This window comes from Ralstonia sp. 24A2 (genome assembly GCF_051783885.1).
Lineage (GTDB): Bacteria > Pseudomonadota > Gammaproteobacteria > Burkholderiales > Burkholderiaceae > Ralstonia.
This window is the reverse complement of record NZ_JBPVZD010000002.1, coordinates 2374816-2391194: the sequence shown is the minus strand read 5'-3', so window position 1 is coordinate 2391194 and position 16379 is coordinate 2374816. Positions and strand designations below refer to the sequence as shown.

The window sequence follows — 16379 nt, the reverse complement described above, 5'->3', positions numbered from 1 at the left end:
TGTTGCGTCTATTGCATTGAATGGATGTTCATTATGCATTGGACGCATTGAATTGCCACTCCTAGCCTTGTCTCCACAAGAGTTCGCAGCAAAAGCGAGGAGACACCCCCAATGAGTTCGCAACTCCAATTGCTCCTGATCAGCGCCTGCATCCTGGGTTTTGGCGCCATGGAGTTCGTCACCCGGCGCTACCAGGCGAGCGTCAGCGGCAAGGCCACCGCCAACGACACATGGCTGGAAGTGCTGATGTTCGTCAGCCTGGTCGCCATCACCCAGCCGATCGCGCTGCTCGGCAGCAACGCGCTGTGCAACTGGCTCATGCCCGCGCAGCACAACGCCTGGGCCAATCTGCCGTGGTGGGCCATGGCCGGCCTGCTGCTGATCGGCGATGACCTCACGCAATATCTGTGGCACCGCGCATCACATACGCCGTTGCTGTGGCCGCTGCACCGTGCGCACCACAGCTCGTCGTACATGAGCGTGCGCATCACGTACCGCAACAACTTCTTCTATTACTTGATGATGCCGGGCCTGTGGATCGGTGGCGTGGCGGTCTACTTGGGGTTCGGCAGCGTCTATGGGGTGTATCTGGTGGTGAAAATCGCCGTCATTCTGGGCGCGCATTGCGCCTGGCCGTGGGATGCGCCGCTGTACCGCATTCGTGCGTTGCGCCCGCTGATGTGGGTAATCGAGCGCACCATCTCCACGCCCGCTACGCACTGGGCGCACCACGCGCTCACCAATGCCGACGGCATCGGCCACTACAAGGGCAATTTCGGTAACTTGCTGTTCTTCTGGGATGTACTGTTCGGCACGGCCCACATCACACGCAAGTACCCCGCGCAGATCGGCCTGCAGGATGACGTGCTGTTTGGGGAGGAGCGCTGGACCGCGCAGATGTTCTATCCCCTGGTGCAGTCCAAGCGCGAGCATTCAGCGCTGCGCCCGGGCGGGGCGGCTATCACCGAAATTGACCAGCTTGCTGCCGCCAACCAAGAGGCGGCATGAATCGGCTTGGCGCTTACGTATCGGCGTGCGTGACGGTATCGAGCGCGCCGAGGTAGCGCGTCTCACCAATCTGGCCTTGCGCGTCGAAGCGGCGCTCGGTCACGTCGAAGCAGCCGTCGTGACGGATGCGCAGCACGGTGGTGGCACGTGTGCCGTAACGCGGCGAGCGGATGAACGCGGCAGAGAGCAGTTTTTCCCACTCAGGTGCCACGCCGGTGGCAGGCAGGGCGCCGGTGGGCGCTTCCCGCGTTTCGGCCATCAGGTTGATGTAGCGCGACACGTCCAGGGCGTTGCCGTGCCGGCCGGTATCGGCGGCCAGGGCCTCGGCAAATGCGGCCATGCGGTGGCGCACCTTGAACCACGGCGTGTCGAGCAATGCATTCGATAGCCCATACACGCCGGGCGCCAGCTTGCGCGGGGCATCTGCGCGGTTGCTGGTCCACCAGAGTTCGTCACGCGTGGCGGTCAGCAGGTTGTAGCCGTTGTAGGCACGATCGCGGGTGGTCAGGCTGTCGAGATACGTCGGGATCGATGCCTCTTCTGCCGTCAGGAAATTGGAGACCAATTCACCCCGCGAACGCGCATCCGGGCGGCGCTCGGAGGGCGCGCGGTAGTTGGTGAGCGCGGCAAAACGGCCGTCGCGTGTCATCCCCATCCAGGTGCCTGCGTGCCCGACCACCTGAGCCAGATCCCGTCCGGCGAGCACGTTGGGCGCATCGCTCCACCACGCCAGCGGCGCGGCAGGGCGGTCATAAAATTCGTCCCGGTTGGCGGCCACCACCAGCGCGTAGGCGGGGTGGGCGTGCCAGGCCGTGAGAACCAAACACATGAGCACTTCCTTTGAACATGCCGCGCGCGTGGTCAATGTGACGACCTGTGTCGCGAGGGCTTCGGCCAAGCATAGCAGCCAGCCGAACTTTTGCGATGACGATTACGTGGGTGCGTGGCTAGCCGTTTTCCAGATCGACGAAAAGCTCTGCATGGCGCTCGCTCGCGACAAATTCGCGCGGGCCGCCGGTCTCCCACAGGCCGGCCAGCGTGGCGGCAAAGGCGGGCGGGATATCGTGATAGCACTCCATCCACGTGGCCTGCCCGTCGCGTAGTTCGGGGCGACGCATCACCGTGCCGGCCACGCCGGTTGCTTCTTCCACCGTGTCGAGCCAGCGCTGCCAGCGCGGCAGGGCAGCGGCAGTGTCACGCTCGGCAATGCGGAAGTAGACGAACAGGTGGTCGGCCATGGTCGGTGTCCGGTGTTGGGCGCGTCAGGCGTCTTGCGCCACGGGAATCGTGTACGGCAGGCTCTGCAGCGTCAGCACAGGGCCATCAAACGTGGCGAGGTGGATGACGGTGTCGAGCGCGTCCAGCTTCAGCTCGACCAGCAGGTCGGTGCCGCCATCTGGCGCCATGGCCGCGTTGACGACCATGCCGCACGGCTGATTCGGATCGGCCGCGCTATACACCTCGGCGCCGGCGGAAGTGGGCGCTTGTACGTGCGCGCGCTGCATGCGCCGCTTGAGTGTGCCGCGATACTGGCTGCGTGCGACGATTTCCTGGCCGGGGTAGCAGCCCTTCTTGAAATCGACACCGCCCAGCAGTTCCAGGTTCACCATCTGCGGCACGAACTGCTCTTGCGTGGGCAGGGTGATCTGCGGCACACCTGCTTGCAGGCTTAGCCAGTCCCACACTTCGGTGCCGATCAGCGACAGGCGCGACGACAGTGTCTTCCAAGCATGCTGGAAATGCTCGGCATGGACCATCCACTGGTAGCGCGGGCGGCCGTTTGCGTCCGGCAGGCGGATGACGGCGCCAACTTGCTGGCCTACCGTGGCCGGCTGCTGTGCAACGGCGTAGATGGCGTCCGACTCCGGCAACACGGCGCCGGCCTCGCGCAGGGCATCGGCTGCATCCGGCCCGGCGATGCCGATGGCGATGAACTCGTCCATCGGGCGCAGCTTGGCCTTGGCGCGCAGCACGAACATCGACAGCCTTTTGGTGAGTGCCGGGGCGACCAGCTTGTCAGCCTGCAGTACGATCGTATCGGCTTGGCGCCACATCAACAGCGTGGCCAGCAGGCGACCCTTGGGCGAGCAATAGCCAGCCAGGCGCGCTTGGCTGGGCCCCAGGCCCGTGACGGCGTTGGTCAACTGGTTATGGAGAAACTCGGCCGCATCGGCGCCTTCAACGGCAATGCGCGCAAGATTGGTCGGCGGGCACAGAACGTTGCCGCGTGCTGCGGCGTCAAACTGTACGTCGAGCGGCTGAAAGCTGAGCGTATCGACGAAATCCTGAAAAACGTCATTCATGGTGTGCAGGCTGCCAGAGGTTGACCCGGTATTATATGAGGCTGTCTGACGGGCAGTTTGTGCCCTCTCAACCCATTTCAAGAGTGCGGACAAGGCCATGGTCGGGCGGTTCCGCGCATAGATTCACAACGCAATGTTCTCTTTTCTCAAACGCCTGGTTGTTCTGGCAATCCTGATCGCGCTTGCTGCGGCAGGCGGCGTGGTGTGGTGGGCCCAGCAGCCGGTGAACCTTCCGGCCCCGTCGCTGGAAGTCGTGATCAAGCCGAACTCGAGCGCAATCTCGGTCGGCAAGCAGCTCGCCGGTGCGGGCGTGGGTGTGCAACCGCAATTGTTCTCGCTGGTGGCGCGCGCCACCGGCAACGCCAAGAGCCTGAAGGCTGGTGGCTATGAACTGGAAGCGGGCGCCACGCCCATGTCCATCCTCGACAAGATGGCGCGTGGCGAGGTCACGCACTACGTCGTCACCGTCATTGAGGGCTGGTCGATGCGGCAGATGCGGACGGTGGTCGACGCGGAGCCGGCGCTCAAGCACGACACGGTGGGCCTGTCCGACGCAGATCTGATGCGCAAGATCGGTGCGCCCGAGGCCAATCCTGAGGGCCTGTTCTTCCCCGACACCTATCTCTTTGCGCGCGGCAGTAGCGACGTGGAGCTCTATCGCCACGCCTACCAGGCCATGCAGAAGCGCTTGGCAGACGCCTGGGCCAAGCGGCCGCTCGACCTGCCTTACAAGACGCCGTACGAAGCCCTGACCATGGCCTCCATCATCGAAAAGGAGACCGGCCAGAAGATCGACCGGCCGATGATTGCGGCGGTGTTCGTCAACCGTCTGCGCAAGAACATGCTGCTGCAGACGGACCCGACTGTCATCTACGGCATTGGCGCCGGATTCGACGGCAACTTGCGCAAGCGTGACCTGCAGGCCGACACGCCGTACAACACCTACACGCGCGCTGGTCTGCCGCCTACGCCGATTTCGCTGCCGGGCATGGCCTCGCTGCAGGCGGCGCTGAACCCGGCGATATCCGATGCGCTGTACTTTGTGGCGCGCGGCGACGGCAGCAGCCAGTTTTCGACCAACCTGACGGACCACAACCGGGCCGTCAATAAATACGTGCGCGGCCAACCATGACTGGCAAGTTCATCACATTCGAAGGCATCGACGGTGCGGGCAAAAGCACGCACCTGGCGTGGTTCGCCCAGCAATTGCAGGCCAAGCTCGCACCGCAGGGCAAAAAGGTGGTCGTCACCCGTGAGCCGGGTGGCACCCCGCTGGGCGAGCGCCTGCGTGAGGTGCTGCTGCACGAGCGCATGCACCTGGAAACCGAAGCGCTGCTGATGTTCGCCAGCCGCCGCGAGCACATCGCCGAGGTGATTCAGCCCGCGCTCGACGCTGGCGACTGGGTCATCTCCGACCGCTTCACCGACGCCACCTTCGCCTACCAGGGCGGGGGCAGAGGGCTGGCCATCGATCGGCTCGAAGCGCTGGAGCAGTGGGTGCAGCAGGGCCTGCAGCCAACCAAGACCATCCTCTTTGACCTCGCCCCCGAAATTGCCGCCGCGCGCCTGGCCGACGCCCGCACGCCCGACAAGTTCGAAGCGGAGTCGGCTCAGTTCTTCCTGCGCACGCGTGCCGAGTACCTGCGCCGGGCCGCTGCCGAGCCGCAGCGTTTCGTCGTCCTGAATGCCAACCGCGAGCGTACCGAACTCCAGAAAGACTTAGAGATGTTGCTTGCAACGCTTTGATTTTGCGTGCAATTTCTAATACCGAAATAATGGTTTCACGGCGAGTTTTCGCATCTACAATCTAGCGTAACCCATTGATTTATGATGCTTTATCCTTGGCAATCCGCTGACTGGGCACGCCTGCAGGCGATGCGAGCCAAACTGCCGCACGCCATCCTGCTGAACGGGCAGGCCGGCACTGGCAAGCGCGATTTCGCCATGCACTTTGCGCAGGGCCTGCTGTGCGACACGCCCGCCACCGACGGTCAACCGTGCGGTACGTGCGCCGCGTGCAACTGGTTCGCGCAGGGCAACCATCCGGATTTCCACCTCGTGCGGCCCGAGGCCATGGAAGAGGCGCCGGAGACCGAGAAGGACGCCGAAGGCAAGAAGAAGGCGCCCAGCAAGATCATCCGTATGGAGCAGGTGCGCAACCTGATCGATGGCATTGGTATGGGTACGCACCGGGCTGGGCTGCGCGTGGTGGTGCTGTATCCGCTGGATGCGCTGCAGACCGAAGGCGCCAACGCGTTGCTCAAGACGCTGGAAGAGCCGCCGCAGGACACCGTCTTCTTGCTGGTGACGGACCGCATCGACCGCATCCTGCCGACCATCCTGTCGCGCTGCCGGCAGTTTCCGCTGCAGCCGCCGCAGCCTGAGGCTGCACGCCAGTGGCTGGAGCGGCAGGGGGTGCCGCACGCACAGAACCTGCTGGCCGAGTACGGCAACGCACCGCTGGCCGCGCTGGCGGCCGCTGAGTCCGAAGATCGGCCGCTGTTGCAGTTTCTGCTCGAGCAGCTCGGCCAGGGCGCGAAGCTGGACGCACTGGCCACCGCCGATCATTTACAGAAATTGTCGGTTCCAGCCGTTCTCAGTACCATGCACCGATGGGTCTTTGATCTGATGGCGGCGCGGCTGGCGGGGCGTCCGCGGTATTTCCCGGGGCAACGCGACGCATTGCAGCGCTGCGCCAGCACCATTCCGCTGGACCGCCTGGAACGTTTCGCGCGTGCCTTGCCCGAGCGGCGTCGCACCGAGCAGCACCCACTGGCTGCGCGCCTTGTCATCGAAAGCCTTTTGCTGGATTACCGGCAGCTCTTTCCGGCTGCCTGACACTGAACTCCTGGAACCTCTGTGAGCACTGCACCTCTTCGCACGCCTGGTACACCGGTTACCCCTGGCGCTCCTGCCGCTCCCGGCATGGCCGCCGGCGCCCCGACGCGCCCGGGCATCGTCTCCCTGGCCATCAAGGATGAGGCCGGCCTGCATGCCGCCTATATGCCGTTCCTTAAGAATGGCGGCATCTTCGTGCCGACCCAGCGCCCGTACCGTATCGGGGAAGACGTCTTCCTCGTGCTGTCACTGCTGGACCGTCCGCAAAAATACCAGGTGGCCGGCAAGGTGGCCTGGATCACGCCGGTCGGCACGCCCAACAAGACGCCGGGGATCGGCGTGCACCTGGGTGAAGACGAGCCGTGCCGCGTGCTGCGTCGCGTGGTTGAGGAGCTGCTGGGCAAGCAGATCAACTCGCAGCGGCCCACGCAAACGCTCTGATGTTTTTCCTGATGCGACGCATGAAATTTGTGCCGTAACCTTCTGATTATTCGATGTTTGTCGATTCCCACTGCCATATCAACTTCCCGGATCTCCGGGCGCGCCTGCCGGAGTTGTTGACCCGCATGCGTGAGAACCGCGTCACGCATGCGCTGTGCATCTCCGTCACGCTGGAAGACTTCCCGAGCGTGCTGGAGATCGCCGAGCAGGAGCCGAACGTGTACGCCACCGTGGGCGTGCACCCGGATGCCGAAGCGGACATCGAAGAAGGCACGCGCATTGAAGAGCCGACGCTGGAGCGCCTGCTGGCGCTGGCCGATCACCCGCGTGTGGTCGGCATCGGCGAGACCGGGCTCGATTACTACCGCCTGGGTGACCGCACCGTGGCCGACATGGAATGGCAGCGTGAGCGTTTTCGCACCCATATCCGCGCCTCCAAGCAGACCGGCAAGCCGCTGGTGATCCACACACGCTCATCGGCGGATGACACGCTGGCGATCATGCGTGAAGAAGACGCCCAGACCGCGCGCGGTGTCATGCATTGCTTTACCGAAAGCTGGGATGTGGCCAAGGCCGCGCTGGACCTGGGCTTTTACATCTCGTTCTCGGGCATCGTCACGTTCAAGAATGCGGTAGATCTGCAGGAAACCGCCAAGAAGGTGCCGCTGGACCGCATGCTGATCGAGACCGATTCGCCTTACCTGGCGCCGGTACCGTTTCGCGGCAAGACCAACGAGCCGGCCTATGTGCGGCACGTAGGCGAATTCATCGCGACGCTGCGCGGGGAGCCGCTGGACCGTATCGCCGGCGTAACGACTGAGAATTTCTTCAATCTATTCAATGCAATACCGCGATAACTTGACGCACGGCATGAAGAAAATCGTATTGGCCGCTGGGCTGACCGTGGCGCTGTCGGGCGCCGCATTCGCCACGCCGCAGGATGACCTGCGTGCTGCCGTCGAATACAACCGGCCGGTGCTGGTGCAAAAATATGTCGCGCAGGGCGTCGACCCGAACCTGAACACGCGCGAAGGCACACCGCTGCTGGTGGATGCGCTCAAGGACAAGAATCTCGAAGTGGCCGCGGCGCTGATCCGCGCCAAGAACATCGATTTCGAGCGCACCAACGCCGCCGGCGAAAACGCCCTGATGATGGCCGCCTACCAGGGCCTGCTGCCCATGGTGAAGCTGATGGTGGAAACGTACGACGTGGAGGTCAACAAGACCGGCTGGACCGCGCTGCACTACGCCGCCACCAATGGGTATGACGACGTCGTCAAATATCTGCTCGACCACGCCGCCTACATCGACGCGGAAAGCCCCAACGCCACGACGCCGCTGATGATGGCGGCCATGAACGGCCACATCACCACGGTCAAGCTGCTGCTGGACGAGGGCGCGGACATGAACCTGCGCAACCAGCAGAAGATGGACGTGATCGACTTTGCCAAGCGGTATCACCAGGACGAGATCGCGACGGGGCTGGAGTCACGCCGGCGCAAGCTGGCGGAGCAGGCGGGCAAGCCGGCTGCAGTACAGGCGCCGGCGACGGCAACCGCTCAGCCTGCCAAGCCCCAGGTGCCCGATGCGCCAACGCCGATGCCGGCCGCCAAACCGGCTGAAGCGGCACCGCGTAGCCAGGATGCGATCGGCACCCCAACCAACATGCTGTTCGACAGCAACCGCTAGGTACCGGCCGCATTGCGGCCGGGCGCGATGCGCATCACGCCCGTCGCGCCAGCCGCACCCCGGTGAACTGCCACCGCTGGTGCGGATAGAAGAAATTGCGGTATGTCGCCCGCAGATGCCCCTCGGGTGACACGCACGACCCGCCGCGCAGCACCATCTGGCTGCACATGAACTTGCCGTTGTACTCACCCACGGCGCCCTCGGCCGGCTGAAAGCCCGGGTAGGGGCCATAGGGGCTGGCAGTCCATTCCCACACATCCCCGAACAGTTGACGTAAGCCACCCGCCTGGGTGATGCCGTGGTCGGGCAGGGGCCTGAGCGCACCGCGATCGACGAAGTTGCCTTGCACCGGCATGCCCTCGGCGGCGTGTTCCCATTCGGCCTCGCTGGGCAGGCGGGCGCCAGCCCAGCGGGCGTAGGCGTCAGCCTCGTAAAAGCTGACGTGCGTGACGGGCGCATCCAGATCCACCGGCTGCAGGCCGTGCAGCGACATCTGCTGCCAACGCGCTCCCTCGTCTGCTCCGGCGCGCCAGTGGAGCGGGGCATCGATGCCTTCGCGCTGCACCCAGGCCCAGCCATCGGACAGCCACAGCGTAGGCTGACGATAGCCGCCGTCCTCCATGAATGCGATCCACTCACGGTTGGTGACGGGGTGTGTTGCCAGTGCATAGGGCTCCAGCCAGACGGTGTGCCGCGGGCCTTCGCAATCGAACATGAAATCGGCGCCGGAGTCGGTTTTGCCGATCTGCACAGCGCCGCCTTGAAATTCAACCCAGCCCGGTTGCTTGCCGGCAGCCCGCACGGGCGCGGGCTGCGTCTGCGCGTAAGCCGGACACAGCGGGTTCTGCGCAAACAGGTGCAGTAGATCGGTCAAGAGCAGTTCCTGGTGCTGCTGTTCGTGGTGCAGCCCAAGCTTGATCAACCTGGCGAGTTCTGTCGATACGCCGTCAGCCAGTAACCGTTGCATGGCCGTATCCACATGCGCGCGATAGGTGCGCACCTCGTCGAGCGTCGGGCGCGTAAGCATGCCCCGGCGCGGACGTGGGTGTCGTGCACCGACGGTCTCGTAGTACGAGTTGAACAGATAGCGGTAGCACGCATCCGGTGAGCGGTAGCCGGGCAGGTTGGGGCCGAGGATGAATTCCTCGAAGAACCACGTGGTGTGGGCCAGGTGCCATTTGGCGGGGCTGGCATCGTCCATGGATTGGACGGTGGCATCGGCATCCGACAGCGGCGCAGCCAGCGCCAGGGACTGTGCCCGTACGGCGTCGTAGTGCAGCAGGAGATCGGGCAGGGCTGACAGGGTATTGGCGGGCACATCGAAGGCGGGCGATACACGCATGACGTCTTCAGTCTCCAGGCTGGCGGCAAGAACTGGCGGTCAGAACGACAGAGCAGCAAGCGGGCCATGCTGTGAAGCGCACGCTGGTGCACTGCGTTTGCCTGCGCATGTTCCGGTTTCGTAAGAAGCATATGCGAGCTTTGTAACTTTGCTATGCGCAACAGCCGCCATGCTGCGTTGCAATGGTAGCGGCGGTGCAGCATCGCTTGTCACGAAACAGTCACTCCGGTTGCCTAGGATGTAAACGTTTACAAATTCAAGCGAGGGCGCCGTGGCAAGCAGCATCAAGGACGTGGCAACGCGGGCGGGCATCTCCATCGCCACGGTGTCGCGTGCGGTCAATACGCCCGAGCGCGTGAGCGCCGAGACGCTCGCCCGCGTGCAGGCCGCAATGGATGCGCTGCAGTACCGCCCCAACGCGCTGGGCCGCCAACTGCGGGCGACCCGCACGGGGCTGCTGGGCGTGGTGCTGCCGTCGCTGGCCAACCCGGTGTTTGCCGAGTGCATGCAGGGCATTGAAGACGCGGCCTCCGTCACGGGCCAGCGCGTCATGCTCATGACCACCGCCTACGACCGCGAGCGCGAAGCCCGCGCCATCGAGACCATGCTCGAGCAGCGCGTCGACGGCCTGATCCTGACGGTGGCCGATGCCGCCGCCAACCCACACCTCGATCGACTGGACGCCGAGCACGTGCCGTACGTGCTGGTCTACAACGACACCGTCGAGCAGCCGCGCATTCCTGCACGCTGCTGCGTCACGGTCGACAACCGGGCCGCTGCGCGCGACGCCATCCGCGCGTTGCTGGCGCAAGGGCATCGGCAGATCCGCATGCTGACCGGCACGCTGTCGGCGTCTGACCGCGCCGCGCTGCGCCACGAGGGCTACCGCGAAGCGCTGGAGGCCGCCGGCATTGCCCCGCAGCCGCCCGTGGAAATCGACTTCAACGCCGATGCCATGCTGCCCACCGAGCTGGCCCGCCTGCTGGCGCCACCGCGCCCGACCGCCATCTTCTGCAGCAACGACCGCCTGGCGCTGCTCACGATCCGCTCGCTGCGCGAGATGGGGCTGCGTGTGCCGGAAGACGTGAGCGTGATCGGCTTTGACGGCCTGGCGATGGGGCAGTGGCTGATGCCCACGCTCGCCACGGTGGCGCAACCGCATCGCCAGATTGGCGCGGACGCTGCCCAGGCGCTGGCCCGCCGCATCGCAGGCGAGGTCGTCCCATCGATCACGCTGCCGCATCGCCTGCTGCATGGCGGCACGCTGGCCAGGGCGCCCGCATCCTCTGCATCGCCCGCATCGCTTTCCGTTGTGCCTTCTTCCCTCACGTCTGATACGCAAGGAGCGTCTCGATGAAACGTCTCGTTCAATGGCTGCGCGCGTGCGGCCTTGCTGGTGCCACTATCGCGGCTGGCGCATTTGCGCTGGCGGCGCCGGTGCAAGCCCAGCCTGCCGGCCAGCAGGTCGCCATCTGTTACAACTGCCCGCCGGAATGGGCTGACTGGGCCAGCCAGATCAAGGCCATCAAGGACAAGACCGGCATCACCGTGCCGTTCGACAACAAGAACTCCGGCCAGGCCATCGCGCAGATGCTGGCCGAGAAGTCGCATCCGGTGGCGGACGTGGCCTATCTGGGTATCACGTCCGCGTATCAGGCCAAGGAGAAGGGTCTGGTCGCCAACTACAAGCCCAAGCACTGGGAAGACATTCCTGCGGGCATGAAGGACCCGGACGGCGCGTTCTTCTCGATCCACTCCGGCACGCTGGGCTTCTTCGTCAACAAAGACGCGCTGGAAGGCAAGCCCGTGCCGCACTCGTGGAAAGACCTGCTCAAGCCCGAATACAAAGGCATGGTCGGCTACCTGGACCCGAGCAGCGCCTTTGTCGGCTACGTGGGCGCCGTGGCGGTCAACCAGGCGCTGGGCGGCACGCTGGACAACTTCACCCCCGGCATCGAGTGGTTCAAGCAACTGAAGAAGAACGCGCCGATCGTGCCGAAGCAGACGGCCTACGCCCGCGTTGTGGCCGGTGAAATCCCGATCCTGCTCGACTACGACTTCAACGCCTACCGCGCCAAGTACAAGGACCACGCCAATGTGGAGTTCGTGATTCCGCAGGAAGGCTCGATTGCCGTGCCGTACGTGATGAGCCTGACCGCCAACGCACCGCATGCCGACAACGCCAAGAAGGTGCTGGACTTCGTGCTATCGGATGAAGGCCAGGCGCTGTGGGCCAACGCCTACCTGCGCCCGGTGCGCGCCAATGCCATGAGCAAGGAAGCCGCATCGCGCTTCCTGCCGGCCAGCGAATATGCCCGCGTGAAGACGGTCGACTTCAACAAGATGGCTGCCGGCCAGCAAGCCTTCGGCACGCGCTATCTGGACGAGGTTCGCTGAGCATGAGCACCGTCACCCGAACCACCTTGCCAGACGATGCGGTACTGCCCGCACGGTGGCGGGTGGCGTTGCTGGCACCGGCTGTCGCGCTGTTCTGCGCGTTCTGGTTGCTGCCGATGGCTGCGCTGCTGCGCGTGAGCGGCAGCGAAGGGCTGATCGCCACCTACACGGCAGCGCTGACCACGTCGCGCTATCTGAGCAGCCTGGTGTCGACCGTGGTGTTGTCGGCGGCAGTGACGCTGGCAACGCTTGTGCTCTCGACCGTCGCAGGGCTGTTCCTGGTGCGCCACAACGTACCGGGCAAGCGGCTGATTACCGCCATGCTGACGTTTCCGCTGGCGTTTCCGGGCGTAGTGGTCGGCTTCATGGTGATCCTGCTGGCCGGGCGCCAGGGCCTGCTGGGCGACCTGACACGCCAGTTGACCGGCGAGAAATGGGTCTTCGCCTATTCCATCGGCGGACTGTTTCTCGGCTACCTGTATTTTTCGATCCCGCGCGTGGTACTGACGGTGATGGCAGCGGCGGAAAAGCTGGATCGCTCGTTGGAAGAAGCAGCGCGCTCGCTGGGTGCATCGTCGTGGCAGGTGACGCGCGATGTGCTGGTGCCGGGGCTGGCGCCCGCGCTCATCGCCTCCGGGGCGATCTGCTTTGCCACGTCGATGGGCGCGTTTGGCACCGCCTTCACGCTTGCCACCGAGATCGACGTGCTGCCGATGACGATTTATACCGAGTTCACGCTCAACGCGGGCATTGCGATGGCGGCGGCGCTGTCGGTGGTGCTGGGCGTGGTCACCTGGCTGGTGCTGGCAATTGCGCGCACGGCCAGCGGCGGGCAAACGGGGGCGGCAGCATGAAGCGCCTGCTTTCTCTCTCCCAGTGGTTCATCACGCTGCTGCTTTGCCTGTTCCTGATCGTGCCGGTTGTGCTGTCGATGGCCGTGGGCCTCACACGCAACTACATCCGCGGCTTCAAGAGCGGTTGGACCTTGGACTGGGTTGCCCAAGTGTGGGACATGTACCAAGCGTCGATCTGGATGTCGCTGCTGGTGGCGCTGTGCACACTGGTGATCGTGCTGGCCGCAGGCGTGCCCGCCGGCTATGTGCTGGCGCGCCGACAAAGCCGTACAAGCCGCCTGATCGAAGAATTCCTGACACTGCCCGTGGCGCTGCCGGGGCTGGCCACGGCGCTGGGGCTGATCGTCGCGTATGGCGGATTCGGCAGTTTTCGCGAGAGTCTGTGGTTCATCGTGGTCGGGCACGTGGTGTTCACGCTGCCGTTCATGGTGCGCTCGGTGGCGGCCGTGGCTGCGGGCCAGAACCTGAAGACGTTGGAAGAGGGCGCGGCCAGCCTGGGTGCAACGTTTGCTCAGCGCTTTCGCACCATCGTGCTGCCCAACGTACAGCCCGGCATCCTGGCTGGTGCGCTGACGGTGGTGACGCTGTCGGTGGGCGAATTCAACCTGACCTGGATGCTGCACACGCCGCAAACCAAGACCCTGCCAGTTGGCCTGGCCGACACCTATGCGTCGATGCGCCTGGAGATTGCCAGCGCGTACACGCTGATCTTCTTCGTCATGATCGTGCCGCTGCTGGTGCTGATGCAGCGCTTTGGCGGGCTGCGTGTGAACAACGGAAAGACTTCCCGATGAGCAACGATTCTCTCAATCTCGCGCCCGTGCCAATCCAGTTGCGCGGTTGCGGCAAACATTTCGGCGGCCAGCGCGTGCTGGATCCGCTGGATCTCGATATCGGCGCCGGTGAAACCGTCGTGCTCCTCGGCCCCTCGGGCTGCGGCAAGACCACCACACTGCGCATCGTCGCCGGGCTGGAAGCGCCGGATGCGGGCGGCACCGTGTGCTTTGGCGACGAGGATGTCACCGCGCGCCCCATCGAGCGGCGCCGCGTCGGCATGGTGTTTCAGAACTACGCGCTGTTTCCCAACCTGAGCGTGCGCGGCAATGTGGAGTACGGCCTGCGCATCCAGCGTCGCCAGAATGGCCTGTCCGACGCACAGATCAGCGCCCGTGCGGACACGCTGCTGGAGATGATGCATCTCACGCCGTATGCCGATCGCGCTGTCGATCAGCTCTCCGGCGGCCAGCGCCAGCGTGTGGCCTTGGCTCGCGCCCTGGCGCCCGAACCGCGCGTGCTGCTGCTCGACGAGCCCCTCACGGCGTTGGACGCCAAGCTGCGCGAATCCGTGCGCGCCGAAATGGACCGTCTGCTGCGCAGCCTCGGCATCACCACCATCTACGTCACGCACGACCAGGAAGAGGCGATGGCCCTGGCTGATCGCATCGTCGTGATGGAAGCCGGGCGTATCGCGCAGATCGGCACGCCGCGCGAGATCTACTTCCAGCCCGCCAACCGGCATGTGGCGGATTTCATCGGCATCATGAACCGGCTCGATGGCCTGCGGCGCGATGGTGCGTTTGTCTGCGCGGGCGGTCGTGTGTCCGTGCTGGCAGGCGAGGGCGATACGGTGTTCTTCCGTCCGGAAGACGCCATGCTGGCCGATCCGGCACATGCCGCGCTCAAGGGCACGGTGGAATCGGCGGTGTTTCTCGGGTTCCGCACCCGTGTGCGCGTGGCGGGGGTATCGGCCACACCGTTGTTCATCGACGTGCCCGGCCGCCAGCACTTTGCGCCGGGCCATGCCGTCGGCTTCGATGTTCCCGCAGACCGACTTCTGACCTTGCAAGCCTGATGCATTTCCTGCAACTGACCGATCTTCATATCAAGCGCCCGGGGCGACTGGCTTACCGGCGCGTGGATTCCGCTGCCTATCTGGCACGTACCGTGGAGCACGTTCTTGCGCAGCCTGAGCGGCCCGAGGCCATTGTGCTGACCGGCGATCTGGTGGATGCCGGCTCCCCCGCGGAATACGCGCATCTGCGCGCCGTGCTGGCGCCGCTGGATGCAGCAGGCATTCGGATGCTGCCCGTACTGGGCAACCATGACGCCCGAGACGCCGCGCGCGACGCCTTCGCTGGCTGGCTCGCGCCCATTCCGGCTGCTGCACAAGACCCGCATGCCTTTCAGTACTGGACCGATATTGGCGACGTGCGCCTGATCGTGCTCGACACGCTGGACACCGGCCATCCGGGCGGCCGCCTGGGCGTTCGGCGCCTGGACTGGTTGGCCGAAGCGCTGGCGCAGGAAACGCAGCGCCCGACGGTCATCGCCATGCACCATCCGCCATTTGCCACGGGCATCCATCACATGGATGTGCAGTCGCTGGCCGAAGACGACATCCCGCCGTTCGCGCAGATCGTGCGCGCCGCCGGCAACGTTGAGCGGATCATCTGCGGCCATCTGCATCGCTCCATCGACGTGCGCTTTGCGGGCACGGTGGCATCGACTTGCCCGTCGCCCGCGCATCAGGTGGCGTTGGATCTGAACCCGGCAGGCAAGCCCGGCTTTGTGATGGAGCCGCCTGCCTACAAGGTGCATGCGTGGGTGCCGGGCCAGGGGCTGGTGAGCCATCTCGCCTATGTGGGCGAGTTCGATGGCCCGCACCCGTTCTTCGAGCCGGATGGTCGGTTGATCGACTAGACTGCTTCAACGACCGCGCTGGTTGCCATGCGTGCCGCCAGCGCGTCGACATCGGCCTCGGCAGACGCAATCGACGCACGCAGCCGATCATCCGCAAACTCGTCGTACTCAATGGCAACCGACGTCACATCAGTGATGCCGATATAGCCGAAGGCCGTGGCAACGCCGCCTTCCACGTGATTCATGTGGGCGATGCGCTGGCCAGGACCGTAGCCGAAATCACCGCGTGAACTGAGGATGACGAGGCGCTTGTTCATGCCGGCGAGCAGCGGCCAGTAGGGCTCACCAGCGCGGCTGCGGTCGAAGCCGAAGGTGCGGCCCACGCGCACGATGTTGTCGATGTAGGCCTTGAACTGCGCGGGCATGCCGAAGTTGTACATCGGTACGCCGGCCACGATCACATCCGCAGCGAGCAACTCGTCGATCAGTGCATCGCTTTGCGCAAGCCGGTCGTGCATCCACGGTTCGCGTTGTGCGGTTGGCGTGAATGCGGCGTGCACCCAGTGGCCATCCACGGGCGACGGCGGTTGGGTACCGACGTCTCGGTAGACGATTTGCGCATCGGGCTCGTGTTCGCGCCAGCGCGCCACGAAACGTGCCGAGAGCCGGCGGGTGTGCGAACCGTGGCGCGCTGTGTCGGAACTGCCCGACCGGGCGCTGGAATCGAGGTGCAGAAGACGGGTCATGTCGAATCCGTTGTGAGTGGAGGTGTGCCCACTCTATGAACCGCGCTGCACTGCGACAAACGACATGTTTTGCGCGCGATGGATGACATGGATTCATCCATGCCGACGATGCGGGTAACGT

Annotated in this window: 18 protein-coding genes; 13 read left to right on the top strand and 5 right to left on the bottom strand. The window is 64.8% G+C overall.

What is annotated here, in order from left to right; translation table 11 throughout:
• Positions 1-111 precede the first annotated feature (111 nt).
• Positions 112-1008: a sterol desaturase family protein gene (locus tag ACS13N_RS16045; RefSeq protein ID WP_438932553.1), complete on the top strand. Its 897-nt coding sequence runs from the start codon at positions 112-114 to the stop codon at positions 1006-1008.
• 13 nt (positions 1009-1021) lie between these two features.
• Here the strand turns inward: ACS13N_RS16045 and ACS13N_RS16040 are convergent, their stop codons facing one another.
• From ACS13N_RS16040 to ygfZ, 3 genes are all read right to left on the bottom strand, one after another.
• Positions 1022-1837, bottom strand: a complete 816-nt coding sequence (locus tag ACS13N_RS16040; protein ID WP_438932552.1) for an NRDE family protein — start codon at positions 1835-1837, stop codon at positions 1022-1024.
• A 118-nt stretch (positions 1838-1955) separates the two neighbouring features.
• Positions 1956-2246: a DUF4936 family protein gene (locus tag ACS13N_RS16035; RefSeq protein ID WP_438932551.1), complete on the bottom strand. Its 291-nt coding sequence runs from the start codon at positions 2244-2246 to the stop codon at positions 1956-1958.
• Between the two features lie 24 nt (positions 2247-2270).
• The gene (gene ygfZ, locus ACS13N_RS16030; protein WP_438932550.1) at positions 2271-3311 is read right to left on the bottom strand and encodes a CAF17-like 4Fe-4S cluster assembly/insertion protein YgfZ; all 1041 of its coding nucleotides are present in this window, start codon (positions 3309-3311) and stop codon (positions 2271-2273) included.
• A gap of 133 nt (positions 3312-3444) precedes the next feature.
• Between ygfZ and mltG the strand changes: the two genes are divergently transcribed.
• The 6 genes from mltG to ACS13N_RS16000 all read left to right on the top strand — a co-directional run bounded on the left by mltG (position 3445) and on the right by ACS13N_RS16000 (position 8279).
• Positions 3445-4443 carry an endolytic transglycosylase MltG gene (mltG, locus tag ACS13N_RS16025; protein ID WP_438932549.1) on the top strand — a complete coding sequence of 333 codons (999 nt, stop codon included), beginning with the start codon at positions 3445-3447 and terminating at the stop codon, positions 4441-4443.
• Positions 4440-5057 (top strand): dTMP kinase, encoded by a 618-nt coding sequence (gene tmk / locus ACS13N_RS16020; RefSeq protein ID WP_438932548.1) that lies wholly within the window; start codon positions 4440-4442, stop codon positions 5055-5057. The genes mltG and tmk overlap by 4 nt, the downstream gene beginning before the upstream one ends.
• Positions 5058-5138: 81 nt before the next feature.
• On the top strand, positions 5139-6149 hold the full coding sequence (locus tag ACS13N_RS16015) for a DNA polymerase III subunit delta' (protein ID WP_438932547.1): 1011 nt from the start codon (positions 5139-5141) through the stop codon (positions 6147-6149).
• An 87-nt stretch (positions 6150-6236) separates the two neighbouring features.
• Positions 6237-6590, top strand: a complete 354-nt coding sequence (locus ACS13N_RS16010; RefSeq protein WP_438932546.1) for a PilZ domain-containing protein — start codon at positions 6237-6239, stop codon at positions 6588-6590.
• Positions 6591-6643: 53 nt separating this feature from the next.
• Positions 6644-7447 (top strand): TatD family hydrolase, encoded by an 804-nt coding sequence (locus tag ACS13N_RS16005; protein WP_438932545.1) that lies wholly within the window; start codon positions 6644-6646, stop codon positions 7445-7447.
• Positions 7431-8279: an ankyrin repeat domain-containing protein gene (locus tag ACS13N_RS16000; protein ID WP_438932544.1), complete on the top strand. Its 849-nt coding sequence runs from the start codon at positions 7431-7433 to the stop codon at positions 8277-8279. The genes ACS13N_RS16005 and ACS13N_RS16000 overlap by 17 nt, the downstream gene beginning before the upstream one ends.
• A 34-nt stretch (positions 8280-8313) precedes the next feature.
• Here ACS13N_RS16000 and egtB read toward each other — a convergent pair whose 3' ends face one another.
• Positions 8314-9621, bottom strand: a complete 1308-nt coding sequence (gene egtB / locus ACS13N_RS15995; RefSeq protein ID WP_438932543.1) for an ergothioneine biosynthesis protein EgtB — start codon at positions 9619-9621, stop codon at positions 8314-8316.
• A 271-nt stretch (positions 9622-9892) separates the two neighbouring features.
• On the opposite strand from egtB, the gene ACS13N_RS15990 reads away from it, so the two are divergent.
• From ACS13N_RS15990 to ACS13N_RS15965, 6 genes are read left to right on the top strand one after another with little or no spacing between them, the layout of a single operon-like run.
• A complete protein-coding gene (locus ACS13N_RS15990) occupies positions 9893-10978 on the top strand; it encodes a LacI family DNA-binding transcriptional regulator (protein ID WP_438932542.1) in 1086 nt (361 codons plus the stop codon).
• The gene (locus ACS13N_RS15985; protein WP_438932541.1) at positions 10975-12018 is read left to right on the top strand and encodes an ABC transporter substrate-binding protein; all 1044 of its coding nucleotides are present in this window, start codon (positions 10975-10977) and stop codon (positions 12016-12018) included. The genes ACS13N_RS15990 and ACS13N_RS15985 overlap by 4 nt, the downstream gene beginning before the upstream one ends.
• A 2-nt stretch (positions 12019-12020) precedes the next feature.
• On the top strand, positions 12021-12872 hold the full coding sequence (locus ACS13N_RS15980) for an ABC transporter permease (RefSeq protein ID WP_438932540.1): 852 nt from the start codon (positions 12021-12023) through the stop codon (positions 12870-12872).
• Positions 12869-13666, top strand: a complete 798-nt coding sequence (locus ACS13N_RS15975; protein ID WP_438932539.1) for an ABC transporter permease — start codon at positions 12869-12871, stop codon at positions 13664-13666. The genes ACS13N_RS15980 and ACS13N_RS15975 overlap by 4 nt, the downstream gene beginning before the upstream one ends.
• Positions 13663-14724 (top strand): ABC transporter ATP-binding protein, encoded by a 1062-nt coding sequence (locus ACS13N_RS15970; RefSeq protein ID WP_438932538.1) that lies wholly within the window; start codon positions 13663-13665, stop codon positions 14722-14724. Before ACS13N_RS15975 ends, ACS13N_RS15970 begins: the two co-directional genes overlap by 4 nt.
• On the top strand, positions 14724-15572 hold the full coding sequence (locus tag ACS13N_RS15965; protein WP_438932537.1) for a phosphodiesterase: 849 nt from the start codon (positions 14724-14726) through the stop codon (positions 15570-15572). Before ACS13N_RS15970 ends, ACS13N_RS15965 begins: the two co-directional genes overlap by 1 nt.
• Here ACS13N_RS15965 and ACS13N_RS15960 read toward each other — a convergent pair.
• Positions 15569-16258 carry an FMN-dependent NADH-azoreductase gene (locus ACS13N_RS15960; protein WP_438932536.1) on the bottom strand — a complete coding sequence of 230 codons (690 nt, stop codon included), beginning with the start codon at positions 16256-16258 and terminating at the stop codon, positions 15569-15571. The two genes, ACS13N_RS15965 and ACS13N_RS15960, sit on opposite strands and share 4 nt — an antisense overlap.
• Positions 16259-16379 lie beyond the last annotated feature (121 nt).